Below are 24,379 nucleotides of genomic sequence, written 5' to 3'. Positions count from 1 at the left end.
CAGCAGGGCCAAGGAGGCATGGATGACGACCACTCCCGTCGAGCGGGACCGCACCGCCACCCGGCTGCTCCGCTCGTCCGCCGAGCACTCGTACGACCCGCAGGTCGAAATCGACTGGGAGGCGCCGCTGGTCCCCGGCAAGTACTTCGTGCCCCCGCACCGCTCCAGCCTCTACGGCACCGCACTGTGGCACCGGATGACCGAGGACCAGCGCATCGAACTCACCAAGCACGAGGTCGCCAGCATCGCCGGCCTGGGTGTCTGGTTCGAGACGATCCTGATGCAGCTGCTCATCCGGGAGTACTTCAAACAGGACCCGACCGCCCCGCACGCCCAGTACGCGCTCACCGAGATCGCCGACGAGTGCCGCCACTCCGTCATGTTCGGCCGCATGATCGCCCGCCTCGGCACCCCGCTCTACCAGCCCACCGGCGTCAACCAGTGGCTGGGCAAGTGGATCGCCCACACCGGCGTGGGCCCGCGCATGTACGCGGCGATCCTGATCGCCGAGGAGCTCCTCGACACCCTGCAGCGCGAGGCGATGACCGACGAGAACGTGCAGCCCCTGGTCCGGATGGTGTCCCGCATCCACGTCGTCGAGGAGGCCCGGCACGTCCGCTACGCCCGCGAGGAACTGGCCCGGCAGATCCGGGCGGCCGGGAAGGGGCGGCTGGCCTTCGACAGGCTGGTGATCGGCCGGGCCGCGTACCTCACCGGAACCCGCCTGATCGACCCGCGCGTCTACCGGGCCGTCGGCATCGACCCGGAGGAGGGCCGGCGGGCCGCGCGTGCCAACCCGCATCACCGCGAGACGATGCGCTGGGCGGGGGAGCGGGTGGTCGCCTTCCTCGCCGGCCTCGACCTGATCGGCGGTCCGGGCACCGCGCTCTGGCACGCCTCGGGCCTGCTCCCGCGTACGCGGCCCGTCTGAGCCGGGCCGTCGCGCCGTTCACGCCGCTCGAGAATAGTGACGATGCTGAGCGTTTTCCCTGGTCAAGCCCGGGTATGCGGGTCGGCATGGGGGAAACGAGAGACGGCGTGACCGCGCGCCGCACGATGATCGTTCTAGGGCTCCTGCTTGCGACGGCCGTGGTGCTGTTCGTGGGGTACGAGGCCCGGCGGGTGCTCACCTGGATCGTCATCGCGGCGTTCTTCGCCGTGGCGCTGAACCCGGCGGTCGGCTGGATGACCCGGCACGTGACGGCCTGCCGGCGATGGTTGGCCACCCTGCTGGTCTTCGTGGGGGCGTTCGCGCTGCTGGGCGGAGTCGTCACGCTCTTCGTGCTGCCGCTGGCCCGTGAGGGCGGGCAGGTCGTCGCGAACTTCCCCGCGATCGTCGACGACCTGCGCAACGGCCGTGGCCCGGCCGGGCAGCTGATCGAGCGGTTCAACCTGATGGAGTACGCCGAGAACAACGCCGACCGGATCCGCCAGTACGCGTCGGGCCTGGGCGCGCCGACGCTGGCGTTCCTCCGTTCGGTCGCCACCGGGGTGGCCGGCGGGGCGACGATCTTCGTGCTGTCCTACCTCATGGTCCTGGAGGCCCCGAAGATCACCCACGGGTTCCTCGCCCTGTTCCCGCCGGCCCGGGCCGAGCGCATCCGCCGGGTGAGCCACGACTGCGCGAAGACGATCACGGGCTACCTCACCGGCAATCTGCTGATCAGCCTCATCTGCGGCTCGCTGACCTACCTGGTGCTCCGGGTGATGGACGTGCCGTACGCGGGCCTGATCGCTCTGTTCGTCGGTCTTGCCGACCTGATTCCGCTGGTCGGGGCCACCCTCGGCGCCATCGTCGCCACTGCCGCCGGGTTCGTCACGTCGACCACCGCGGGAATCGTGGTCCTCGTCTTCTTCGTGGTCTACCAGCAGCTGGAGAACCACCTGCTCCAGCCGATGATCTTCGCTCGCACCGTGAAGCTCAACCCGCTCGCCGTCCTCGTCGCGATCCTGATCGCCGTGGAACTGGCCGGCATCCTCGGCGCGTTGCTTGCCATCCCGGTGGCCGGCATCCTGCAGATCCTCGCCCGCGACATCTGGGACACGCACCGTGGCGGCCTCAAAGCCGAGCCGACCGTCGGTGCGGACCGTACGCCGGTCCCGCTCACCGGCGATGCCGGCGAGCGGGACCTCGCGGTCGCCGCCGGCCGGGCCGACACCCGCTCCGCCTACGCCACGAGCAGCCCCGCCTACGCCACGAGCATTGCGAGAGCCGCCGGCAAACCGGACGCTCCCAGCCCGGTCGGTCCGGCGTCGATGTCCTGACGGGGCGCCCGGCCGTCCCGCTCGGCGGTGCGCGCCGCCGTGAACCGGTGCTCGGCCTTCTCCTCGGCGACCGTGCCGCGCTCGCCTTCACCGAGGCGGACCTGCGCGGCCTCGGCGTCGACCCGGTGCCGCCGGACACCGGTGACTACGAGCTCTACATGGACTGACCGGGTCGTGATGCCGGTGGGCCTGCTGGCGGCCGTCGTCGCCGGTGTCACCGGCCGCTGAGACCGCGACGACGGTGGGGGTCTGCGGTCAGCGGCCGTATCGCAGGACCGGGCCGCCGAGGACGTCGACAAACGTGTCCGAGCGCTCCCAGGGGACGGTCAGCGGCTCGTCGGGCTCCGCGTCCCGGAAAACGGGTTCGCCACGGATGCACAGGCCGTACAGGACGGTCCGGTCACACGACCGGCACCGCAGATAGTGCCGCAGGGTGTAACGGGTCTCCGCCTCGAGAATCTTGCCGGTCTGCTCCAGCGGGCAGTCGGCGCGCTGCAGGACCATGGTGCCGGTACGCGTGTGGCCGAGCAGCCGGACGGTGGTGGCATCCACATCGATCATCAGTCTGTCGCCGTACTGCCGCTGCACCGGCAGCGTCGCGCAGGCGCACCGATCCGGCACGTCCGCCTCCCGGAGGGTGTAGGAGAAGTCGTCCCGGAGACTAGCGGCGCTCCGGCCGGCATTCCCCGGCGGGTGGTGTCGTGACCGTGCCGGCGTACCGCTCCGGAGCGGGCCCGGGTGATCACGTAATCACGCGCGGTGGCGGCGCTGAGCTGCGGTGATGCATGTCGCACGGGGTGCCGGACGGTTTCGGCGAGGTTGCCGGTGTCCTACCACCGGCCGGACGTGCCACGACGGGCGGACGGCTGTCCGGTTCGGGACGGTCGGCCGGTGGGCCGCGGCTTCACGGTGTGCGAAATTGTCGCGACGTTCCGCGCCGGACACGGTGGCGCGGAGGTGACAGACGCGGGACGGCGCGGTGTGCCGGCGATCCGCCGGGAAGAGGACGAGATGGACGACGCTCTGGTGGCCTACAACGCCGGGCGGGTGGACGGCGCGGCCGGCTACCGGGACCCGCAGATCGCTGAGGACGGCGAAGTCGGTGCCGATTACCGGATCGGTCTCCTGGACGGCCGGATCGCGGCGTTCCACCTGATCATGGAGGTGCGGAAGATCCTCGGCGTCGACGGATCGATGTTCGAGCGGCCGGACGACGTGCCGGGAGTGTGACGACCGCCTCGTGAACCGCCGTCACCGGAGCATGATCAACAGCTCACAACGGCGGCCGGCAATCAAGTGACCGGCCGTTATTCTGGCGGAAACACTTACTTGCCGGTCCCGAAACCGGGCCTTAGGACTCTTGCACCGGACGGCGGCACAGGATGGGGACCGGATGATCGAGGGTGCACTGGCCGGCTTCACCGTGGCGGTGACCGCGGAGAGACGCCGGAACGAGATGGCTGCTCTGCTGGAAAGACGCGGGGCACGGGTGATCAGCGCGGCCGCGATCACCATCATCCCACTGATCGACGACGATGCCCTGCACGCGGCTACGGCGGCCTGCATCGGGCTCGAACCGCATCTGGTCATCGCGACGACCGGGTTCGGGTTCCGCGGCTGGCTGGAAGCAGCCGAGGGCTGGGGCCTGGGCGAGTCGCTGCGCGACGTGCTGCGTAACGCCCGGATCATCGCCCGCGGCCCGAAACCGTGCGGGGCGATCCGCGCGGCCGGGCTCACCGAGGACTGGGCGGCCAAGACCGAGGGCTCCGAGGAGGTGCTCGAGCGGCTGCTCGCCGAAGGCGTCGCCGGGCTGCGGATCGTCGTGCAGGAGCATGGCGAGCCGCAGGTCGAGTTCGTGAACGCTCTGCGTACGGCCGGTGCGGCCGTCGTGGAGGTACCGGTCTACCGGTGGGCGTTGCCGCCCGACGTGGCGCCGGTGCGGCGACTCGTCGACCAGGTGGCGGCCGGGCAGATCGACGCGGTGACGTTCACCAGTGCACCGGCGGTCAAGGCTTTCCTGCAGATCGCCGAGGAGGCCGAAGCGGACGTGGCGGCAGCCTTCGCATGCCGGACGCTCGCCGCATGCGTCGGCCCGGTCACGGCGGCACCCCTGGCCGAGCGCGGCATCCCGTTCGTGATGCCGGAACGCTACCGGCTGGGCGCGCTGATCAAGACGGTCACCGACGAGCTGCCGCGGCGCGCGGTCCGGCTTCAGGTCGCCGGGACGACCCTGGAGGTACGCGGCCACGCCGTCCTGATCGACGATGTGCCGCACGCGCTCGCCCCCGCGGCGATGTCGATCCTCTCCGCGCTGGCCCGCAAGCCCGGTGCCGTCGTCTCGAAGGACCAGCTGGCAGCATCTCTGCCCCGCGGCAACGACGGCCACGCCGTCGACGTGGCGGTGGCCCGGTTGCGGGCGGCGCTCGGCTCCGGCAAGCACATCGAGACAGTGATCAAGCGCGGCTACCGCCTGCGTATCGACGAGGTCGCCTGAGCACGCGCTCCGTCCGCTCCCACTGCTCGATCCCGGCGACGACGCCGTATCGCACCGCACCACATCGCACCACATCGCACCGCGAGCCTGATGCCATGCCGGGCCGCTCCCCACCGCCACAGCCTTGAGGAGATGCCCCATGAGTGAGAACACCACCCTGATCGCCGTCGCCCACGGCACCCGCTCGCCCGCGGGCCGCCGGCAGATCCAGGAACTGGCCGCCGCGGTGGCCCGCCGCCGGCCCGGCCTGGACGTCCGCCTCTGCTACGTCGACGTGCAGGAGCCCAAGGTCACCGATGTCGTTGCCGATGTCGTCGCCGGGGTGCCCGCCGAGCGCTACGGGCGTCCGGGGGCCGTCGTCGTACCGCTACTGCTGTCGGCCGGTTACCACGTCCGGGTCGACATCGCCGAGGCGGTCGCCGGGACCGGTTTCCCGGTGTCGGCTCCCCTCGGCCCGGACGACGTCTTCCTGGAGAGTCTCCGGCGCGACATCCCGGCCGGCGCCGACGCGATCGTGCTGGCCTCGGCCGGCTCGTCGGATCCGCTGTGGGTGCGCGGTATCCGGGAGGTGGCGGCCGAGCTGCCCGGCCGGGTCGAGCTCGGTTACACGTCGGGCAGCGGCCCGCGGGTCGCCGACGTGGTGGCGCGGCTGCGGGCCGAGGGCGCCGGGAACGTCGCCGTCGCCGCCTATCTGCTTGCCGAAGGCCTGTTCTACCGCACCCTGCACAACGCCGGCGCCGACTCCGTGACCCCGCCGCTGTGCCATGACCCGGCGGTCGCCGATCTGGTCCTGCGTCGGTTCGATAGCCAGATCCTCACAACCGTCGGTAGCGGTTTGTAGTCACAACCGCGGCGGAGCGGTTGTGGGGATTACTGAACAACAGCGTCACCGCAAGGCGTCCCAAGGGTTAACGGCAGGCCTGAAACATCTGCGGTGTGACGGCGACCCAGACGCATTGCCCGTACTGCGCCCTGCAGTGCGGGATGACGCTGACGCCCGAGCTTCCCACGCGACTGGGGATGCCGGGTGTCCGGCTCGAACCGGCCGAGTTCCCGGTCAACCGGGGCGGCCTGTGCGCCAAGGGCTTCACCGCGGCGGACCTGCTGGACCACACGGACCGGCTGCTGACGCCGCTGGTCCGGAAGGAGCCCGGCAACCGGGAGTCTCCTTTGCGGGAGGCGTCCTGGGAGGAGGCGTACGAGCGGATCGTGACCGCGATCCGTGCCAGCCAGGAGAAGTTCGGCCCGGACAGTGTCGGCGCCTTCGGCGGCGGCGGGCTGACGAACGAGAAGGCGTACGCGCTCGGCAAGTTCGTGCGGGTGGCGCTCCGGTCGTCGGCGATCGACTACAACGGCCGGTTCTGCATGTCGAGTGCGGCGACCGCGGCGAACCGGGCGCTCGGCATCGACCGCGGCCTGCCGTTCCCGCTCGCCGATGTGGCGGAGGCCAGGACGGTGCTGCTGGTCGGCGCCAACCCGGCGGACGCGATGCCCCCGTCCATGCAGTACCTGGATACGGGCCGGGCCGCCGGCGCCAAGCACATCGTGATCGACCCGCGGCGCACGAACACGGCCAACGGCGCGCACCTGCACCTCGCTCCGCTGCCGGGCACCGACCTGGCGCTGGCGAACGGGATGCTGCACATCGCGATCCGCGAAGGCTGGATCGACGAGGACTACATCGCCCAGCGGACCGAGGGATTCGCGGCCGTCCGGGCGGCGACGAACTCGTACTGGCCGGAGCGGGTCGAGCGGATGACCGGTGTCCCGGAGCGGCAGCTGCGCGAGACGGTACGCCTGCTCGCCACCGAGGGCCCCAGCATGATCCTCACCGCACGCGGCGCCGAGCAGCACAGCAACGGCACCGACACCGCGCAGGCGTGGCTCAACCTGGCGCTCGCGCTCGGACTGGTCGGCAAACCCTTCTCCGGGTACGGCACGATCACCGGCCAGGGCAACGGGCAGGGCGGCCGCGAGCACGGGCAGAAGGCCGACCAGCTGCCGGGTTACCGCAAGCTCGACGACCCGGCGGCGCGCGCCCACGTGGCCGCGGTGTGGGGCATCGACCCTGATGAGCTCCCACGGCCGGGGCTTTCCGCGTACGAGATGATCGATCGTCTCGGCGCCGAAGGCGGTGTCAAGGTTCTGTGGGTCCTGGCCAGCAACATCGTCGTCTCGGCCCCGCACAGCAACAACGTCGTCGACAAGCTGCGGAACCTCGACTTCCTGGTCGTCTCGGACATCTTCCGCTCGGAGACCGCCGACCTCGCCGATGTCGTCCTCCCGACCGCCCAGTGGGCCGAGGAGGAAGGCACGATGACCAACCTCGAAGGCCGCGTGATCCGCCGCAAGATGGCGCTGCCGCCTCCGCCGCTGGTCAAGTCGGACCTCACGGTGCTGGCCGAGCTGGCCGGGCACCTGGGCCGCGGCAAGTTCTTCAGCGACGAGCCGCGTGAGGTGTTCGACGAGCTGCGCCGCGCCAGTGCCGGCGGGATCGCCGACTACGCCGGCATCACCTACGAGCGCATCGGGGACGAGCAGGGTGTGTTCTGGCCCTGCCCGGACGAGGAACACCCGGGCACGCCGCGGCTGTTCGCGGAGTCCTTTCCGACGGCCTCCGGCCGGGCCCGGTTCGTCCGGGTCGATCACCGCGATCCGGCCGAGACTCCCGATTCCTCGTTCCCGTACGTGCTGACGACCGGCCGCAACATGCAGCAGTACCAGAGCGGCAACCAGACCCGGCGGGTGCGGGCGCTCAATGTGGCGCTGCCCGAACCGCGTGCCGAGATCCACCCCGACCTGGCCCGCCGCCACGGCATCGCCGACGGCGACCTGGTCCAGCTCCGAAGCCGCCGAGGCGTAGCGACGTTGCGCGCCCGGCTCACCGACGGCATCCGGCCGGACACGGTGTTCGCGCCGTTCCACTGGCCCGGAGCCAACGCCCTGACCAACCCGGCACTGGATCCCCACTCACGGATGCCCGCTTTCAAGGCGTGCGCGATCTCCATCGAGCGCGCGCCGGACAGTTTGGAGAACTGATGACCCAGAAGCTAGTCGTCATCGGCAACGGCATGGCGGGCGCCCGCACGGTTGAGGAGATCCTCGCCCGCAACGGCGACTTCACCATCACGATGTTCGGTGACGAGCCGTACGGCAACTACAACCGGATCATGCTGTCCAACCTGCTCGCCGGGGTGGAGGACGAGGCCGGGATCTACCTCAACGACCTGAGCTGGTACGCCGACAACGGCATCACCCTCAACGCCGGGGTACGGATCGAGCGGATCGACCGGTTCGCCAAGAAGGTGTACGCCACGGACGGGACGGCCACCCCGTACGACAAGCTGATCATCGCGACCGGCTCCAGTTCGTGGACGCCGCCGATCAAGAACATCCACAACCCGAAGCGTGGCTTCCACCAGGGCGTCTTCGCCTTCCGGACGCTCGACGACACCCGCGGCATGATCCGTTACGCCCGGGACCACGAGCGCGCCGTCGTCATCGGCGGTGGCCTGCTCGGTCTCGAGGCGGCCCGCGGCCTGCAGAACCACCTGAGCGACGTGACGCTGCTGCACGCCATGGGCCACCTGATGGAGCGCCAGCTCGACGAGAAGGCCGGCCACATGCTGCAGGCCAGCGTCGAGAACAAGCTCGGCATCAAGGTCATCACCAACGCGATGACGACCGAGATCCTCGGCAAGGACCGGGTCACCGGCGTCAAGCTGGCCGACGGCACGGTGATCCCGTGCGACGTCGTGGTGATCGCCGCCGGTATCCGGCCGAACACCCAGGTCGCCGCGGACAGCGGGCTGACCGTCGAGCGCGGCATCGTGGTCGACGACCAGATGCGGGTGCAGGACGAGGACGACATCTACTCGGTCGGTGAGTGCGCGCAGCACCGCGGCAACCTCTACGGCCTGGTCGCGCCGCTGTGGGACCAGGCGAAGGTGCTCGCCGACCACATCACCGGCCGGGACGTCGAGGCCGCGTACACCGGCTCGAAGCTCTCCACCAAGCTCAAGGTCGCCGGCATCGACGTCGCCTCGATGGGCCTGATCGCCCCGGAGACCGACGACGACGAGGTGATCATCTACAACGAGCCGAAGAAGGGCGTCTACAAGCAGCTGATCATCCGGGACGGCGCGCTCGCCGGTGCGATCCTGGTCGGCGACAACAGCAAGGCCGCCGGCCTGATCCAGGCTTTCGACCGGGCGCAGGCCCTGCCGGAGGAACGGGCCGAGCTGCTGTTCGACATCGGCGGCCCGGCCGGCGAGGTCAAGCCCGAGGACATGCCGGACGACGCGCAGGTCTGCAACTGCAACGGCGTCAGCAAGGGCGCCATCTGCGGCGTCGTCAACGCCGGCTGCAAGACGGTCTCCGGCGTCATGGACAAGACCCGGGCCGGCAAGGGCTGCGGCACCTGCAAGCCGCTGGTGCAGCGGATCGTCGAGTGGGCCGCCGGCGGCGAGGCCGAGGAGGACCCGGCCGCGAGCTGGTACGTCCCGGGCGTGCCGATGCCGAAGCCGGAGCTGATGGAGGCGATCCGCAAGTACGAGCTGAAGAGCGTCTCCTCGGTCTTCGAGAAGCTGGTACCGGGCGGCGAGCACGACGCGAAGAGCAAGATGGGCCTGGCCTCGCTGCTCAAGATGATGTGGGCCGACCAGTACGTCGACGAGCGCGACGCCCGCTTCATCAACGACCGGGTGCACGCCAACATCCAGCGTGACGGCACCTTCTCGGTGGTCCCGCAGATGAAGGGCGGCGTCACCACCCCGGCCCAGCTCAAGAAGATCGCCGAGGTCGCCGAGAAGCACCAGGTGCCGATGGTGAAGCTCACCGGCGGCCAGCGCATCGACCTGCTCGGCATCCCCAAGGAGAAACTGCCGGAGATCTGGGCGGACCTGGACATGCCGTCCGGGTACGCCTACGGCAAGAGCTTCCGCACGGTGAAGACCTGTGTCGGCTCCGACTTCTGCCGATTCGGTGTGGGTGACTCCACGGCGCTCGGCATCGCCATCGAAGAGCGGTACCAGGGCCTCGAGGGTCCCGGGAAGATGAAGCTCGCGGTGACCGGCTGCCCGCGCAACTGCGCCGAGGCGTACGTCAAGGACCTCGGTGTCGTGGCGATCGACGGCGGCAAGTGGGAGATCTACGTCGGCGGTGCCGCGGGTGCCCACATCCGCAAGGGTGACCTGCTCTGCACGCTCGACTCGGCGGAGGAGGTCATCCGGATGACCGGCCGCTTCCTGCAGTACTACCGCGAGAACGCGAACTGGCTCGAGCGCACCTACTCGTTCGTGCCCCGGGTCGGCATCGAGCGGATCCGCGAGATCGTCGTCGAGGACACCGACGGCATCGCCTCCCAGCTGGACGCGGCGGTCGAAGAGGCCGTCCAGTCCTACAAGGACCCCTGGAAGGAGCGGGCCGTCCCGGCCACGCCCGGCCAGTTCCGTACCTCGCTTCCCCTGACCGTTCTCCCCCAGGTTCCGGTGCGCTCATGACCATTGCCCCCATTGAGAAGACCGTCCTCGGCCCCGTCGAGGAGATCCCGTTCGGTGAAGGACGTACCTACGCCGTCGGGCCCGACATGATCGCAGTCTTCCGCCTCCGCGACGGCTCCCTTCGCGCGGTGTCCGCGGTCTGCCCCCACAAGGGCGGCCCGCTCGCGGACGGACAGATCGACAACAAGGTTGTCGTCTGCCCCTTGCACCTGTACGCATGGGACCTCTCCACCGGGTGTTCCCAGTCCGGCCAGCCTTCGATCAGCGTCTACCCGGTCCGGGAAGACGACGGTCACATCATTCTGGGAGACTGAAGATGACTGCGACCCTTCCCACCATTTCGCCGGAGAGACCCGCCGCCAAGTCGCTGAAGGGCCACTGGATCGACGACTGGCGGCCCGAGGACCCGGCGTTCTGGGACAACGGCGGCAAGCAGATCGCCAAGCGGAACCTGATTTTCTCGATCTTCTCGGAGCACATCGGCTTCTCGGTGTGGTCGCTCTGGTCCGTGATGGTGCTCTTCCTCGGCCCGCAGTACGGCTTCGACCCGGCCCAGAAGTTCCTGCTCACGGCCGTTCCCACGCTTGTCGGTGCGGCGCTGCGGATCCCGTACACCTTCGCGGTGGCCCGGTTCGGCGGCCGTAACTGGACCATCATCAGCGCGTCCCTGCTGCTCGTCCCGTCGGTCCTGATGTCCTTCATGATCCAGCCGGGCGTCGAGTACAGCACCCTGCTGATCCTGGCCGCGATCGCCGGCGTCGGCGGCGGCAACTTCGCCTCCTCCATGGCGAACATCAACGCGTTCTACCCGGACCGGCTCAAGGGCTGGGCGCTCGGCATCAACGCCGGCGGCGGCAACATCGGCGTCCCGGCGGTGCAGCTGGTCGGGCTCTTCGTGCTCGCGACCTTCGGCGCCGGCAGCCCCGGCATCGTGGCGGGCATCTACATCCCGCTGATCGTGATCGCCGCGGTCGGCTCGGCGTTCTACATGGACAACCTGGCCCAGGCCCGCAACGAGAAGCGCGGCATGCGGGACGCCGCCAAGGAGTCGCACACCTGGGTCATGTCGGTGCTCTACATCGGCACCTTCGGGTCGTTCATCGGCTTCGGGTTCGCCTTCGGGCAGGTGCTCCAGGTGCAGTTCGCCGAGACCTTCAACACGCCGATCAAGGCGGCCTACCTGACCTTCCTCGGCCCGCTGCTGGGTTCGCTCATCCGCCCGTTCGGCGGCGCGCTGGCCGACAAGCTGGGCGGCGCGAAGGTCACCTTCGTCAACTTCATCGCGATGGCGCTGGGCGCGTCGATCGTGCTGGTCGCGTCGCAGCAGCGGTCACTGCCGCTCTACCTGGTCGGGTTCATCACGCTGTTCATCCTGAGCGGTCTCGGCAACGGCTCGACCTACAAGATGATCCCGGCGATCTTCAAGCAGAAGTACGCCGGTGACGAGCACCAGGCCCGGCGGATCTCCGGTGCGGTCATCGGCATCGCCGGCGCGATCGGCGCGGTCGGCGGTGTGCTGGTCAACCTGGCCTTCCGCCAGTCGTTCCTGACCTACAAGGACGCGGACGCCGCGTACATCGGGTTCATCGGCTTCTACGCGCTGTGCGTGCTGATCACCTGGGCGGTGTACCTGCGCCCCGCGGCCCGCACCAGGATCGCCGTCTGACCAACCCGTGATCCACTTTCCAGTGGATCAGGGTGCCGCCCTTCAGTGGATCACCGGCCCACCCTTCAGTGGATCACCGGCCTGACTGAAAGTATGAACTCCCGCAGCTGAGCTGCGGGAGTTCACTCTTTTGGGGTGCGCGTTTCCAAGGTCACGGAGCCGATTGCCTCATACGATCCATCTTGTCCAGAAATTACCCATTCTTACGGAATCGGTGATCGCATGAACAAGATGACCCGTGCCATCGTCATGTCCGGCGCCGCTGTCGCCGCCGGCATCACCATGGCCGCCGGCCCGGCCGCGGCGTCCCCGGCCACCACCTCGGCGCCGTCCGCCTCCCAGGCCGACGTCAAGGTGCAGCAGCAGGACGTCAAGCGTCGTGACCGGATCTTCGGCTTCTACAACAGCCCGCGGACCTGCCACAAGATCGGCAAGCTCGGTCAGTGGAAGAACCAGTGGCAGCGGTACACCTGCTTCAAGGTCTACCGCGGTTTCCACAGCGGTGACTGGGCCCTGAAGGTCTACTACGGCTGGAACTACAACCATGGTGGCAAGCACTGGACCAAGGGTCCGGGCAACCACCACTACGGCCCCGGTAAGGGCGACTACGGCCAGGGCGGCAACTACGGCCAGGGCGGCAACTACGGCCAGGGCGGCAACTACGGCCAGGGCAAGGGCGACTACGGCCAGGGCGGCGACTACGGCCAGGGCGGCGACTACGGCCAGGGTGGCGGCAGCTACGGCGACAAGGGTCCGTGGAACAAGAACTGAGTTCACGCTCGATCGGCCGAGGGCCGCACCCTTTCCCGGGTGCGGCCCTCGGCCGTTGCGTTCCGTCTGATCGGGGCGGGGTCACCTGTCTGCTGGTCGCGTTGCCTGCGGCAACGTCGTGGTCCCAATAGGGTTGACAGCGCCGGTACACGTTCATGCGCCGGCCGGGACATGTTTCAGGGGCTGCTGGGGCCGGCTTCAGGCGCCGGCCGGGACAGGCTTCAGGCGCCGGGCGGGGTGGGCTGCGGGCGTCGGCCCCACAGGATCAGGCCGGTGAGCAGCATCGCACCGCCCAGGGCGACCATCGCGACCGCGACACCGGTGCGCGCCGTGCCGGCGAAGTGCGAGGCGACGATCCAGCCGCCACCGATGTCGAAGACCAGCACCATCAGGCCCTGCGGGATCACCGGGATCCAGCCGGCCATCAGCAGGACCAGCGCCCACGCGGTGGCCCGGTTCTCGCGGTACCAGTCCGGATCCCACGTCAGCGGGATCGGGGTCTCCGGCGCCCGGGTTCGCCGGCCCGCCGCGGTCATCACCTCGGCGCCACGGTTGGCGAGCCGGTCGTCGGCCAGCCACGCGCCGCCCGACCAGGCGGCGGCGCCGGCCGCCAGACCGAGCACCGGCGCGAGCCAGCGCAGCTCGTCCGGGCCCCAGATCAGCAGCGCGAGTGGGACCGCGGCGGCGAGCAGCCCGGCGCCGGAGGCGACGAGCACGCTGATGATGTCGGTCGGGTTGTCGGCCGACGTCGGATGCCGCGGGTCGGGTACCGGTCGCACCCGCAGGAGCGAGACCCACACGGGTACGGTCGTGCCCGCCCCCAGCACCGCCGGCAGCACCGCGAGCGCGGGCAGCGGGTCGACCGCCGGCGCGACGACGATGCCGGCCACCGTGAGCAGCACCGCGATCGGTGTCACGAGCAGCAGCCAAGCCAGCGCACGCCCGCGCACCTCGGCCCGTTCGCCGCCCGGGGTGGTGAACGGCAGCCACAGCGCGGTGCCGTCGAGGCCGACCAGTCCGGCGGACATGGCGGCCGCCCACAGCGCGGTCAGGACACCGGCCCACGGTACGAGCACCCGGGCGTCCGCCAGCATCGGCAGCCCGGCGAGCAGCACCCCGTAGACGACGGCGAACGCCAGGTACTGCAGCCGCAGCGGGTGCCGGATCCAGGTACGCAGTTCCCGCCCGACGACCGCCCACACCGGACCGGGCCCCCACCGGCCGCCGGGCACCCTCCGCACCGGGGCGTCGGAGAACCCGGAGCCCGCGCCGGAGGACGGAACAGCGCCGGTGGAGGGAACAGCTCCCGAGGAGCGGCGTGGCCGCCACGACGAACCGGTCACCAGGGTGCGGCGGACCAGCGAGAAGTACGCGACAGTGAACACACCCACCAGCGCGACGAGACCGCCGATCATCCAGAGCCCACGTCCCGCCGGTCCGGCGGCGGCCGACAGCGGCCAGCTCCCGGGGAACCAGGGCAGCCACCGGACAATGTGTCCCGGTGTCCCGGACAGCAGCAGCGTGATCCACGGAGCGACCGCCCACACCGACCCGAACACGCCCATCACGGTGCCGGTGAACACCCCGGTCACGATCGCGCCGACGGGACCTCCGGCGTGCCCGATGGCCTCCAGCGCGAACGCCGACCCGATGAGTCCGGCCAGCCACAGCAGCAGCGCTCCGGCGCCGGCGACGACGACCTCGCCCGGGCCGTACCTGGCCGCGTGCACCGGCAGCGACGCGAGCGCGACCAGGGACACGACCGGTCCGATCCCGACGGCCGAAGCGGCGAGCAGACCGATGGCCGCCGGCACGCTGCCGACCGGCTCCAGCCGCAGGTGCGACGGGCGGACCCGGCCGCGCCCGCCACCGAGCATCAGCGGCAGCACGATCCAGCCGAGCACCCAGGTCCCGGCCAGGATGGAAAGTGTGTGCCGGTCCCCGTACCACCCGTATCTGATCAGCCAGGCGGCCGCGAGCAGACCGCAGAGGCCGGCCACCGCCGGGCCGGGATGTTCGCGCAGCGAGCGCCGGAACATGCTCGCGCGCATCAGCGTGGGAGTGAGGATCACCGTGCTCATTGGACCAGCCAGGTCAAGCCGTCGGTGCCGCTGGTCTCGGCGCCGACGAGCTCGACGAACCGGTCCTCGAGCGGGATGCCGCCGGCGACCTCGCCGACCGTACCGGCGGCCACGACGCGGCCCTGGTGGATGACGGTCACGTCGTCGCAGGACTGCTCGACAAGCATCATCGAGTGGGTCGACAGCACGACGGTGCCGCCGCTGTCGACGAACCGGCGCAGCACCCGCCGGATGCTCGCCGCCGACACCGGGTCTACCGCCTCGAACGGCTCGTCGAGCACCAGCAGGCGCGGTGCATGCAGCAGCGCCTGGGCGAGGCCGACCTTCTTGCGGTTGCCGGTGGAGCAGTCGGCCAGCGGCGTGGCGGCGGCCTTGGCCAGACCGAGCACCTCGATGAGTTCGGTGACGCGTTCGGCGGCCGCGGTCCGGGACAGGCCGCGCAGCCCGGCGCTGTAGCGCAGCAGTTCCGCGCCGGTGAGGCGTTCCGGCAGGTCGAGGCCGTCGGGGAGGACCCCGGTGACGGCCCGTGCCGCCGCCCGGTCGCGGACCGCGTCGTGGCCGAGAATGGTGATCTCACCGGCGTCCGGGACGACCAGGCCGACGGCCATGCCGATGGTGGTCGACTTGCCGGCGCCGTTGGGGCCGACGATGCCGTGGAAGGTGCCGGCGCGGACCGTCAGATCTATCCCGTCCACCGCCCGGAACGTTCCGAAAGTCTTGCGGAGTCCCCGTATTCGCAATGCTGGCGCTGGCATGGCCGTCAGGATAATCAATGGGTGTCCGGCGGGGGTTCCCATCGGCTGGTGTTGATGGCAGCGTGTCCACATGGGTTGGAGAAGATCTTTCACCGTGGGACTCGTGGCGGTCCTCGTCGGCGCGTCGGTGGGACCCGCCGGCTCGGCCGCGGCCGCCGGCTCGTACGGCTATCTCAAGCCGGGCGGCCAGCCGCGGCTCGTCGAGAAGGTGCCGGTCAACGTGGTGTTCGTCGGCTACGAGCCGGATCAGGTCGCCAAGAGCGCGTTCCTGGGCGAGCTGGCGAGCGGGTACGAACCGGTGGTCCGGTCCCGCCTCTGGTACGGCGTGACCGAGAAGCTCGGCATCAGCTACAAGTACGACTACAAGCTCACGTACGCCGACAAGCGCTATGAGGACAAGTTCTTCAAGCAGCTCGGCAAACTTGCCAAACCGGCCGCGCTGACGACGTTCCAGCAGGCCTACAACGACCAGAAGAACAACATCCTGGACGTGGCCGGCAACCACGAGATCGACGCGCCGAGCGTGGAGAAGTGGCTCGCCTACAACGCGCCGTCCGGTGTGGACACGCGGCGCAACACCGTCTTCTTCATCAACTGGTACGGCCGGTCCGACTTCAAGCACCACGTCTACACCAAGACCGGTGAGCCGGACCCGGACACCGGTTACGACTTCGGTGTCCAGCGGGCCAGCCGCAAGATCATCGCGTGGGGCGGCACGACCGCGAACGACGAGGAGACCGGTCTCGGCAGCACCCGCCGCATCTGGTTCCACGACCTGTCGGCCGGTCCCGAGTCGTGGACCAGCAACTACGACGTCGACAACCGTGACCTCGACGGTGACGGCGTCGAGGACTACCGGATGCCCCCGACCTGGGAGTACGCCACGGGCGGCTACCGCGCCCCGTCGGCCCTGGCCGGCGACCTCGGCAAGATCACCCGGTACGTGGCGCTCAACCTGCTCTTCACCACGTCGCCGCTGTACCCGGTCGAGCTGCCCACGCCGGAGCCGCCGCGCACCCTCAACATCGACGACAACACCTACGAGGGCTGGGCCGGCGTCAACGCGTCCGAGCAGTACACCACGCCGCAGCTGCTGAAAGCGGAGCTCTCCGAGCTGCGCTGGCGCAACCGGTTCTCGTACGACTCGCAGGATCTGCCCTACGACGCGAAGGCCGAGCAGTGCTACCTCGGTCAGGTCGTCACCGCCGAGCCGTGCTACCCGGAGACCGACTTCCCGGCGAGCGCCAACCTGTACCTCTACAACCGGGAGAATTTGGACCGGGCCCTCGACGACCAGGGCAAGGTCGACTACGAGATCCCGCTGTTCAACTACGCGGTCGGCGAGGGCATCCCGACGCCCGGCCTCGGTTACGCCGACGACAACTACGTCGACGGCACCCAGAGCTACGTGTTCTCGTTCATCTCCCCGGAGATCGTGGAGGCCGGCTACGGCCTGACCACCACGCAGATCCACGAGGTCGGCCACCACCTGGGCATGAGTCACCCGCACGACGGCTACGACAGCGCCACCGGTGTCGACTACGGTCCGGGCAACGAGTTCTACTTCGTCAACGCCGGCGACGAGAACAACTCGATGATGAGCTACATCGACGTGAACTGGGACTTCAGCCAGTTCGACCGCGACAACAGCGACCGGTTCCTGACCGCCGCCTACTGGGAGGCCGCGAACCGGCTCGCCGCGACCGTCCCGGCCGGCAAGGGCAAGCTCCAGCTGAAGGTCGCCGACAAGCTGCTCGGTGGCGCGTCGAAGGCGTTCGCCGCCCACGACTACCGCGCCGCGTACGCCCTCGCCGACAAGGCGTACGGCACCGTCGCCGCCATCCCCGGCGTCGACAAGGCGGGCGTCGCCGCGACCTTCAAGGCCGAAGCCGATGCCGCTCGCGGCAGCAGCAAGGTCCACCAGCCGCACGAGTTCATCGACACCCTGGCCCCGGACAGCCCCCGCAGCCAGCCGTAAATTCCGATCACCGTCATCCCGCCGGCTCCGGCTCATCCCGGGGCCGGCGGTCCTTTTTTGCTCGTACGGCTAAGCGTCCCCGATCCACGATTTCACCGGCCGGCCGTTCTCGATGTGTGCGTACAGCGGCCGTGCGTCCGTGGTCGGGGCGCTCACAACTCGCACAGGCGGGAGCCGGATCGCATCGCGTCGAGGTGCGCGCGCAGCGCCGCGGTGCGCTCCTCCGCCTCCCGGATGAGCGTCTCGGCGACCCGTCCCCAGTCCGCCGGCTGCGGATCGCGCGGCAACTCGTCGAAGATGCCGGCGATCTCGCGCACGGTGAGCCCGACCCGCTGGGCGACTTTCGCGACCCGGATCCGGCAGGCCGCGCTGTCGTCGAAGCGGCGCTGGTCGCCGGAGGTGCGTTCGGCGTGGACGACGCCGTGCTGCTCGTAGAACCGCACCGCCGAGGTGGCGACGCCGGCCGCGGCGGCTACCTCGCCGACGGTCAAGGTGTAAGTGCTGAGAGCCTCTGCGGTCATGACCCCATGGTGCGCCGCGCCGCTCTTGACTTCAACATATGTTGAACGCCGAGCCTGTGGGCATGACGGAGACCTCATACGCCGGCCTGCCCACCACTCCCCGCGACGGGGGCGGCCCGCCGGACGAGCCACTACGGATCGCGGTGATCGCCGCAAGTGTCCGCGACCAGCGGATGGGCCGCGCCATCGCCGAATGGGCCGCCTTCCGAGCGGTCACCATCGGTACCGCCCGGAACAGCACTGATCAGAGCAGCACTGATCAGAACAGCGCTGATCAGAACAGCGCCGTGACCGACGTGGATCTGCTCGACTGCGCCGAGTGCGACCTGCCCGATGACGGTCTGCTGCGCCCCGGTGCCGGCGCCGGAACTGCGGTCTCGGCCCGCATCGACGCCGCGGACGCCTTCGTGTTCGTCACTCCCGAGTACAACCACAGCTACCCGGCGAGCCTGAAGCGGCTCATCGACTGGCAGTACCGCGAGTGGATGTTCAAGCCCGCAACGGTCCTGTCCTACGGTGTGCAGGGCGGCCTGCTCGCCACCGAGCACCTGCGCGGTGTCCTCGCCGAACTGCACGTTGTCACCACCCGCCGGGTCGTCGGCCTGTCCCGTCCGTGGACCGATCTGAGCCCGTCCGGATACGCCCCGCCCGCCGACGTCGCCGAGGCGTTCGACGCGGCCCTGCACGAGCTGACCTGGTGGGCGGCCCTGCTGCGAACGGCACGGCACGAGCGCCCCTACGCCCGATGAGCCGCGCATCCCGGCTCGCGCGAGCCGAGCCGGACCCCGGCCGGTCGCCGCTCGACCCGCGGGTCCGTGCGATCGGGCTGGCGCTCGCGATCGGCGGCCTCATGGTCGTGATCGACACGACCGTCACGGCGGTGGCCGTGCCGGCCATCGTCTCCGGCCTGGACGCCACGCTCGCGGGCGCGCAGTGGGCCACCGCTGGCTACCTGCTCGGCCTGGTCGCCGTGATCCCGCTGGCCGGCCGGCTGTCGGAACGGTACGGCGCCCGGCGGGTCTACCTGGTGGCCCTGGCCGTGTTCACCGTCTTCTCCGCCCTGGCCGGGCTGGCCTGGGACGTGACGTCGCTGGCCGTCTTCCGGGTGCTCCAGGGCCTGGGCGGCGGCCTGCTGAACCCGGTGGGGCAGGCGATCGGGTTGCGGGCCGCACCCCGGGACGCACGCGGCCGCGTGATGAGCCTGCTGGTGCTTCCGCTGATCATCGGCCCGCTGATCGGACCGGTGCTGGCCGGCTGGCTGATCGACACCGCGTCCTGGCGCTGGATCTTCCTGCTCAACATCCCGATAGGCGTGCTGGCCGTCCTGATCTGCGCCCGTGTCCTGCCGCACGACCGTGGCCTCCGGGACGCCGGAGTTCCGGGCGCGGCCTCAGGCACCCGGCGAGGGATGGACTGGGCGGGGCTGGTGCTGCTGTCCGGCGGGGCGGTGCTGGTGGTGCTCGGCGCGACCGCGATGGACCGGCCGGCGGACCCCGGGCCGATGGACTCGGGCTCAGGGGCGGAGCCGGGCGGCTTCACCGTGGCGGTCGGGGTGATCGCCGCCGGTCTCGGGATGCTCGCCGGCTTCGTGTGGCGCGCCCGGCGGATCGACGACCCGGTGGTGGACCTGCGGTTGCTGCGGCACCGGCAGGTACGGGCCGGGGCGGGCGTGCTGGTGTGCTTCGCGGCCGCGTACTTCGGGTCGATGTCGGTGCTGCCGCTGTTCGTGCAGGGGGTACGGGGCGATCCGGCGAGCTTCGTCGGGCTGCTCGGTCTGCCACAGGCGATCACCGTGGGCATCGTGGCGCAGGTGGCGACCCGCCTCGTCGACCGGATCCCGGCGCGGCGGATCGTGCTCACCGGCACCGCCGTCGGTACGGCCGGTGGTGTGGCGCTGCTCGCGGCCACCGTCACCGACGCCGGCTACCCGTGGATCGCGGCGGCGTCCGTCCTGCTCAGCGCAGGCTCGGGGGCGACGCTGATGCCGACCATGACGATCGCGTTGCGGGACCTCGACCACACCGAGACACCGCGCGGCACCACACTGCTGGGACTGGCGACGCAGCTGTCGAACGCTGTCGCGGGCGCCGTCGTCGCGGTCACCATCAGTGCGCTGGTCTCTCTGCGGATGCCGGAACCGGGCGGGGGAGTGGCCGGGATGCTCGATCTCGATCCCGCGGCACGGGCGGCCCTGCGTCCGGATCTGGCGGTGGCCGTCGGCGCGGTCTACCTGCTGCCGGTCGTTCTGCTGGCGGCGAGCTGCGTGATCGCCTGCCGATCGCTGCGCCCGCCGCAAAGGCAGCGCTCGTCGGGGGAGCCGCGCCCGCTGGGGGAGCCGCGCCCGCCGGGGGAACCGCGCTCGTCCGGACGTACCGGCTGAGGGGTCCACCGGAAGATCGCGGCCCGGAGCGCGGGAAAGGCCGCACCCTCCGCGGAGGATGCGGCCTTTCGCCGGTGCAACCGGTGGGTCAGCCCTTGACGCTGCCCGCGAGCAGGCCGCGGACGAAGTAGCGCTGGAGCAGCAGGAACACCGTGACCGGCACGAGGATCGAGATGAACGCACCGGCGGACAGCAGGTACCAGGCGGTGCCCCGCGTGCCGCTGAGGTTGGACAGCTGCACGGTCAGCGGTGAGATCTCCGGGGCCCCGGCGAACGTCAGCGAGACCAGCAGGTCGTTCCACACCCACAGGAACTGGAAGATGCCGAACGCCGCCAGTGCCGGGGTGAGCAGCGGCAGCAGCACCCGGAAGAAGATCGACACGTGGCCCGCACCGTCGATCCGGGCCGCCTCAATGAGGCTGGACGGCACTTCCTTGATGAAGTTGTGCAACAGATAGACCGCCAGTGGCAGCGCGAACGTCGAGTGTGACAACCACACCGTCCAGAACGTGCCGTCGATGTCCCACGAGACGAACAGCTGGAGCAGCGGCAGAAGGGTCACCTGGAGCGGAACGATCTGCAACGCGAAGATCCCGATGAACAGAATGTTCTTGCCGGGGAAGTTCATCCAGGCGAACGCGTACGCCGCGAGCGACGCCAGGCAGATCGGGATGAGCACCGACGGGATCGTCATGACCAGCGAGTTGACGAACGACGACGGCAGGTTCGCGCCGGCCTCGTTCGGGTCGAGGACCGCCTCGTAGTTCTGGAAGGTCACCAGCGGGTTGGTGAAGAACGTCCACCAGCCGGTGCGCTTGATCGCGTCCTCCGGGCGGAACGACGAGATCAGCAGGCCGAACGTCGGGATGGTCCAGAGCACGGCGATGACGACCGCGGCCAGCGACGCCCACGGTGAGGTGAGCTTCTTCTTCGCTGTGGCCGCCGCGGACAGCTTCTTGCCCTCGGTCTTCGACACCGGCGTGGTGGTGAGCGGTGCTGCGGTGGTCATCACGCCTCCGATCGGCGAAGCTGGCGGATGTTGTACGCGACGATCGGGATGACGAGGATGAACAGGACCACCGCCAGCGCCGCGCCGAAGCCGCGGTTGTCGCTGCGGAACGTCTGGCTGTAGAACTCGTTCGCGATGACGCTCGTCTCGAATCGGCCACCGGTCATGGTCTGGACGATGTCGAAGACCTTGAGGGTTCCGATGGCGATGGTGGTCAGGACGACCACGACCGCCGGGCGGATCGCCGGCAGGGTCACGAACCGGAACATGCCGAGCGGGCCGACGCCGTCGAGGCGGGCCGCCTCGATGATGTCGTCCGGGATCGCCTTGATGGCCGCCGACAGCACGGTCATCGCGAAGCCGGCCTGGATCCAGACCATCACGGCGATCAGCAGGAACGTGTTCAGCGGCGACTCGATGAGCAGCTGGATCGGCTTCCCGCCCAGCCAGACGATGATCTGGTTGATCAGGCCGATCTGCTTGATCGTCCCCTGGTCGGGCCGGTACTCGTACATGAACTTCCAGATGACGCCGGCCGCGACGAACGAGATCGACATGGGCAGGAAGATCAGCGCCTTGGCGAACGACTCCATCCGCGCCTTGTCGACCAGGATCGCGTAGACCAGGCCGATGGCGGTGGCGAGGAACGGGGTGGCCAGCACCCAGAAGGCGGTGTTCCGCAGGACCGTCAACTGCTCGGCGTCGGTGAGGATGGCCGTGTAGTTGTCGAACCCGATGAAGTTCTTCAGCGACGCGTCGAAGAACGACTGGTAGATGGTCCGCAGACCGGGGTAGAGCAGCCCGACGCTCAGCATCAGCACGGTCGGGGCGAGGTAGAGCGCGGCGATGGCGCGATCGCGTTTGCCGGTGAAGCGGCTGGCGATGTAGAGGATCAGGCCGATGACGGCGACGAACAGAAGGATCGCCGCGAACATCTGCAGGATCTTCTGCGATGTGGTGGTGGCGGTGGTGAACACGCGGCCCGTTCCTCCTCAAGACGTTCGGAGGGGTGTGAGATCGGAGGGGGTGAGAGAGGTTAAGTGAAGAACAAAAGTGATCAGACTGCCAGGGCCGGTCGGAGGAAGATTCCGACCGGCCCTGGTGCAGTTATCTGGTCACTTGGGCCAGGCGTTCTCGATGTTGTCGAGGGTGGTCTTGGTGTCCTGACCGGTGATCCAGCTGGTGCCCTGCTTCCAGAAGGCGTTGGAGCCGACGGCGGCGGGCATCAGGTCGGAGGCGTCGAAGCGGAACGTCGCCTTCGGGTCCTGCAGGATCTTGGCGGAGAGCTGGTCGATCGGGTTCACCAGGTTCTCGAGCTTGAGCTGCTTGTTGGCGCTGACCCAACCCGACGAGACCTTGGCCTTGTTGTTGGCCCAGGTGGAGCTGGACAGGTAGGTCTGGAACGCCTTGACCTCGGGACGGTCCGCGAAGGCGAGAACGAACTCGCCACCGCCGAGGACCGGCTTGTTGTCGGCGCTCTCACCCGGCAGGTAGAAGGCGTAGACGTCGCCGTCCTCGGCCACCTTGGTGCTCTTGTCGAAGTTGGCGGCGTAGAAGCTCGCCTGGCGGTGCAGCGAGCAGTCACCGTCGAGGATCGGCAGGCCGCCGTCCTTCTGCTCGGTGCCGGCGATGCTCTTCACGTCGCCGAGGCCGCCGTTGACGTACTTGTCGTTCTTCAGGTACTCACCGACGCCGTCGAGGGCCTTGGTCGCCTCGGGGCCGTTGAAGGGGATCTCGTGCTTGATCCACTTGTCGTAGGCCTCGGGGCCGTTGAGCCGGAGGAAGAAGTCCTCCATCCAGTCGGTGAGCGGCCAGCCGGTCGCCTCACCCGACGCGATACCCGCGCACCACGGCTTCTTGCCGGTCGCGGCGATCTTGTCGCTCAGGGTCTTGAGTTCGGCGAGCGTCTGGGGGACCTGGTAGCCGTTGTCCTTGAACTCCTTGGGGGAGTACCAGACCAGCGACTTCACGTTCGCACCCAGCGGCGCGGCGTAGAACTTGCCGTCGACCGTGCCGTACGCCTTCCAGTCGACGCCGAAGTCCTTGTCGACGTTCGCGGCGACCTCGGCCGGGGCCTCGACGGCCTTGCCGGTGGCGACGAGGCGCTGCAGCAGGCCGGGCTGCGGCACGTACGCGAGGTCCGGCGGGTTGCCGGCCTCGGCGCGGATCAGCACCTGGGTCTCGAAGGACTTGTCACCCTCGTACTTGATGGTGATGCCGGTGCACTGCTCGAAAGGCTTGTAGGACTCCTTCTGCGGGGTGTCCTCCGGGGTCACGATGCCCGTGTAGATCGAGACTTGCTTGCCCTTCAGATCACCGAACGCGGTGTAGGGCGCACAGTCGATAGCTGCAAGCGACGAGGCCGGGGCAGTGCCGGCGCTCGGCTCCTTGTCGTCCGCGCAGGCGCTCAGGCTGAGAACCAGACCTGCGCTGAGGGCACCGGCGAGTGCGATCCGCGATCGCGAACTCCCACGTTGAACGAACATACCGCTCCCTATGTCATAGCGCTTCCGGCGTCTCTCGACACCGCCGTCCGAAGCGCCTCTTGACCAACAGTCAAGAGGTAACCGGCACGTTGCGCAATGATTTCAGCGCGATCGAGTCGGTAACGATATCGCTGCGACACATCGGCCCATTAACCGGTTAAGGAGATTGGGGTGGAGCGTACCGCCTGTCGCTGTGGCCTGCAGGTTTTTGTCCTTATTTATCCGAACTAAACGGCACGTCGCCTACGATGTGAGTCGGTTTTGTTGAAGTTCGGGGAACGGCCCGGCGGACGCCCGGACGGCCCCGTCGCCGAATCCGCAAAAAGAACCGTCGTGGGGGGGGGGGGGGGGCCCCCCCCGGGGGGGGGGGGGGGGGGGGGGGGGGGGGGGGGGGGGGGGGGGGGGGGGGGGGCTGGAGGGGCTGCATGGGGGTGGGGGGGGGGGCGAGGGGGGGGTGGGGCGGGGGGGCCGC

General features: G+C 69.5%; 20 protein-coding genes. 13 read left to right on the top strand and 7 right to left on the bottom strand.

The features are described from left to right. Positions 1 to 22: 22 nt before the first annotated feature. Together AB0G04_RS13310 and AB0G04_RS13305 are read left to right on the top strand one after the other, a co-directional pair. A complete protein-coding gene (locus AB0G04_RS13310; protein WP_360981527.1) occupies positions 23 to 931 on the top strand; it encodes a diiron oxygenase in 909 nt (302 codons plus the stop codon). A gap of 107 nt (positions 932 to 1,038) precedes the next feature. Beyond that, positions 1,039 to 2,265, top strand: coding sequence for an AI-2E family transporter (locus AB0G04_RS13305; RefSeq protein WP_360981524.1), 1,227 nt, complete (start codon positions 1,039 to 1,041; stop codon positions 2,263 to 2,265). 255 nt (positions 2,266 to 2,520) lie between these two features. On the opposite strand, the gene AB0G04_RS13300 is transcribed toward AB0G04_RS13305, so the two are convergent. Next, on the bottom strand, positions 2,521 to 2,886 hold the full coding sequence (locus AB0G04_RS13300; RefSeq protein ID WP_360981521.1) for a hypothetical protein: 366 nt from the start codon (positions 2,884 to 2,886) through the stop codon (positions 2,521 to 2,523). A gap of 336 nt (positions 2,887 to 3,222) precedes the next feature. On the opposite strand from AB0G04_RS13300, the gene AB0G04_RS13295 reads away from it, so the two are divergent. The 8 genes from AB0G04_RS13295 to AB0G04_RS13260 all read left to right on the top strand — a co-directional run bounded on the left by AB0G04_RS13295 (position 3,223) and on the right by AB0G04_RS13260 (position 12,697). Then, entirely contained in the window at positions 3,223 to 3,495 is a 273-nt protein-coding gene (locus AB0G04_RS13295) for a hypothetical protein (RefSeq protein ID WP_360981518.1), read from the top strand. A 163-nt stretch (positions 3,496 to 3,658) separates the two neighbouring features. Then, positions 3,659 to 4,759, top strand: a complete 1,101-nt coding sequence (locus AB0G04_RS13290; RefSeq protein ID WP_360981515.1) for a uroporphyrinogen-III synthase — start codon at positions 3,659 to 3,661, stop codon at positions 4,757 to 4,759. 139 nt (positions 4,760 to 4,898) lie between these two features. Then, on the top strand, positions 4,899 to 5,600 hold the full coding sequence (locus tag AB0G04_RS13285; protein ID WP_360981512.1) for a CbiX/SirB N-terminal domain-containing protein: 702 nt from the start codon (positions 4,899 to 4,901) through the stop codon (positions 5,598 to 5,600). A 95-nt stretch (positions 5,601 to 5,695) separates the two neighbouring features. After that, positions 5,696 to 7,798 (top strand): molybdopterin oxidoreductase family protein, encoded by a 2,103-nt coding sequence (locus tag AB0G04_RS13280; RefSeq protein WP_360981509.1) that lies wholly within the window; start codon positions 5,696 to 5,698, stop codon positions 7,796 to 7,798. Beyond that, positions 7,798 to 10,260: a nitrite reductase large subunit NirB gene (gene nirB / locus AB0G04_RS13275; RefSeq protein ID WP_360981506.1), complete on the top strand. Its 2,463-nt coding sequence runs from the start codon at positions 7,798 to 7,800 to the stop codon at positions 10,258 to 10,260. The genes AB0G04_RS13280 and nirB overlap by 1 nt, the downstream gene beginning before the upstream one ends. After that, positions 10,257 to 10,574, top strand: a complete 318-nt coding sequence (locus AB0G04_RS13270) for a Rieske 2Fe-2S domain-containing protein (RefSeq protein ID WP_360981502.1) — start codon at positions 10,257 to 10,259, stop codon at positions 10,572 to 10,574. Before nirB ends, AB0G04_RS13270 begins: the two co-directional genes overlap by 4 nt. 2 nt (positions 10,575 to 10,576) lie before the next feature. Then, entirely contained in the window at positions 10,577 to 11,926 is a 1,350-nt protein-coding gene (locus AB0G04_RS13265) for a nitrate/nitrite transporter (protein WP_360981498.1), read from the top strand. Positions 11,927 to 12,148: 222 nt separating this feature from the next. Further along, positions 12,149 to 12,697, top strand: coding sequence for a hypothetical protein (locus AB0G04_RS13260; RefSeq protein WP_360981495.1), 549 nt, complete (start codon positions 12,149 to 12,151; stop codon positions 12,695 to 12,697). A 221-nt stretch (positions 12,698 to 12,918) separates the two neighbouring features. Here AB0G04_RS13260 and AB0G04_RS13255 read toward each other — a convergent pair whose 3' ends face one another. Both AB0G04_RS13255 and AB0G04_RS13250 read right to left on the bottom strand, forming a co-directional pair. Then, on the bottom strand, positions 12,919 to 14,778 hold the full coding sequence (locus AB0G04_RS13255) for a hypothetical protein (RefSeq protein WP_360981492.1): 1,860 nt from the start codon (positions 14,776 to 14,778) through the stop codon (positions 12,919 to 12,921). Next, complete coding sequence (locus AB0G04_RS13250; RefSeq protein WP_360981717.1) at positions 14,775 to 15,542, bottom strand: ABC transporter ATP-binding protein; 768 nt, start codon at positions 15,540 to 15,542, stop codon at positions 14,775 to 14,777. Before AB0G04_RS13250 ends, AB0G04_RS13255 begins: the two co-directional genes overlap by 4 nt. Before the next feature lie 94 nt (positions 15,543 to 15,636). Between AB0G04_RS13250 and AB0G04_RS13245 the strand changes: the two genes are divergently transcribed. Next, the gene (locus AB0G04_RS13245) at positions 15,637 to 17,511 is read left to right on the top strand and encodes a hypothetical protein (protein WP_360981489.1); all 1,875 of its coding nucleotides are present in this window, start codon (positions 15,637 to 15,639) and stop codon (positions 17,509 to 17,511) included. 152 nt (positions 17,512 to 17,663) lie between these two features. Here AB0G04_RS13245 and AB0G04_RS13240 read toward each other — a convergent pair whose 3' ends face one another. Next, complete coding sequence (locus AB0G04_RS13240) at positions 17,664 to 18,032, bottom strand: MerR family transcriptional regulator (protein WP_360981486.1); 369 nt, start codon at positions 18,030 to 18,032, stop codon at positions 17,664 to 17,666. A 62-nt stretch (positions 18,033 to 18,094) separates the two neighbouring features. Here AB0G04_RS13240 and AB0G04_RS13235 point away from each other — a divergent pair, with 62 nt between their 5' ends. Both AB0G04_RS13235 and AB0G04_RS13230 read left to right on the top strand, forming a co-directional pair. Next, positions 18,095 to 18,781, top strand: a complete 687-nt coding sequence (locus tag AB0G04_RS13235; RefSeq protein ID WP_360981483.1) for an NAD(P)H-dependent oxidoreductase — start codon at positions 18,095 to 18,097, stop codon at positions 18,779 to 18,781. After that, positions 18,778 to 20,412 carry a DHA2 family efflux MFS transporter permease subunit gene (locus AB0G04_RS13230; RefSeq protein ID WP_360981480.1) on the top strand — a complete coding sequence of 545 codons (1,635 nt, stop codon included), beginning with the start codon at positions 18,778 to 18,780 and terminating at the stop codon, positions 20,410 to 20,412. Before AB0G04_RS13235 ends, AB0G04_RS13230 begins: the two co-directional genes overlap by 4 nt. A gap of 88 nt (positions 20,413 to 20,500) precedes the next feature. Here the strand turns inward: AB0G04_RS13230 and AB0G04_RS13225 are convergent, their stop codons facing one another. From AB0G04_RS13225 to AB0G04_RS13215, 3 genes are all read right to left on the bottom strand, one after another. Beyond that, a complete protein-coding gene (locus AB0G04_RS13225) occupies positions 20,501 to 21,421 on the bottom strand; it encodes a carbohydrate ABC transporter permease (protein ID WP_360981477.1) in 921 nt (306 codons plus the stop codon). Continuing rightward, positions 21,421 to 22,398 carry a sugar ABC transporter permease gene (locus AB0G04_RS13220; protein WP_360981474.1) on the bottom strand — a complete coding sequence of 326 codons (978 nt, stop codon included), beginning with the start codon at positions 22,396 to 22,398 and terminating at the stop codon, positions 21,421 to 21,423. Before AB0G04_RS13220 ends, AB0G04_RS13225 begins: the two co-directional genes overlap by 1 nt. A 138-nt stretch (positions 22,399 to 22,536) precedes the next feature. Next, positions 22,537 to 23,907 (bottom strand): ABC transporter substrate-binding protein, encoded by a 1,371-nt coding sequence (locus tag AB0G04_RS13215; RefSeq protein WP_360981471.1) that lies wholly within the window; start codon positions 23,905 to 23,907, stop codon positions 22,537 to 22,539. Between the last annotated feature and the right edge of the window lie 472 nt (positions 23,908 to 24,379).

The organism is Actinoplanes sp. NPDC023801, assembly GCF_040639655.1.
GTDB lineage: Bacteria > Actinomycetota > Actinomycetes > Mycobacteriales > Micromonosporaceae > Actinoplanes.
This window is presented reverse-complemented; position numbering and strand designations above follow the sequence as displayed.

What these genes read in the sequence shown, in the direction of transcription:
- AB0G04_RS13310 (WP_360981527.1), top strand. Translation starts at nt 23, where the DNA reads ATGACGACCACTCCCGTCGAGCGGGACCGCACCGCCACCCGGCTGCTC.
- AB0G04_RS13290 (WP_360981515.1), top strand. Translation starts at nt 3,659, where the DNA reads ATGATCGAGGGTGCACTGGCCGGCTTCACCGTGGCGGTGACCGCGGAG.
- AB0G04_RS13285 (WP_360981512.1), top strand. Translation starts at nt 4,899, where the DNA reads ATGAGTGAGAACACCACCCTGATCGCCGTCGCCCACGGCACCCGCTCG.
- nirB (WP_360981506.1), top strand. Translation starts at nt 7,798, where the DNA reads ATGACCCAGAAGCTAGTCGTCATCGGCAACGGCATGGCGGGCGCCCGC.
- AB0G04_RS13270 (WP_360981502.1), top strand. Translation starts at nt 10,257, where the DNA reads ATGACCATTGCCCCCATTGAGAAGACCGTCCTCGGCCCCGTCGAGGAG.
- AB0G04_RS13265 (WP_360981498.1), top strand. Translation starts at nt 10,577, where the DNA reads ATGACTGCGACCCTTCCCACCATTTCGCCGGAGAGACCCGCCGCCAAG.
- AB0G04_RS13260 (WP_360981495.1), top strand. Translation starts at nt 12,149, where the DNA reads ATGAACAAGATGACCCGTGCCATCGTCATGTCCGGCGCCGCTGTCGCC.
- AB0G04_RS13255 (WP_360981492.1), bottom strand. Translation starts at nt 14,778, where the DNA reads ATGAGCACGGTGATCCTCACTCCCACGCTGATGCGCGCGAGCATGTTC.
- AB0G04_RS13240 (WP_360981486.1), bottom strand. Translation starts at nt 18,032, where the DNA reads ATGACCGCAGAGGCTCTCAGCACTTACACCTTGACCGTCGGCGAGGTA.
- AB0G04_RS13235 (WP_360981483.1), top strand. Translation starts at nt 18,095, where the DNA reads ATGACGGAGACCTCATACGCCGGCCTGCCCACCACTCCCCGCGACGGG.
- AB0G04_RS13230 (WP_360981480.1), top strand. Translation starts at nt 18,778, where the DNA reads ATGAGCCGCGCATCCCGGCTCGCGCGAGCCGAGCCGGACCCCGGCCGG.
- AB0G04_RS13225 (WP_360981477.1), bottom strand. Translation starts at nt 21,421, where the DNA reads ATGACCACCGCAGCACCGCTCACCACCACGCCGGTGTCGAAGACCGAG.
- AB0G04_RS13215 (WP_360981471.1), bottom strand. Translation starts at nt 23,907, where the DNA reads ATGTTCGTTCAACGTGGGAGTTCGCGATCGCGGATCGCACTCGCCGGT.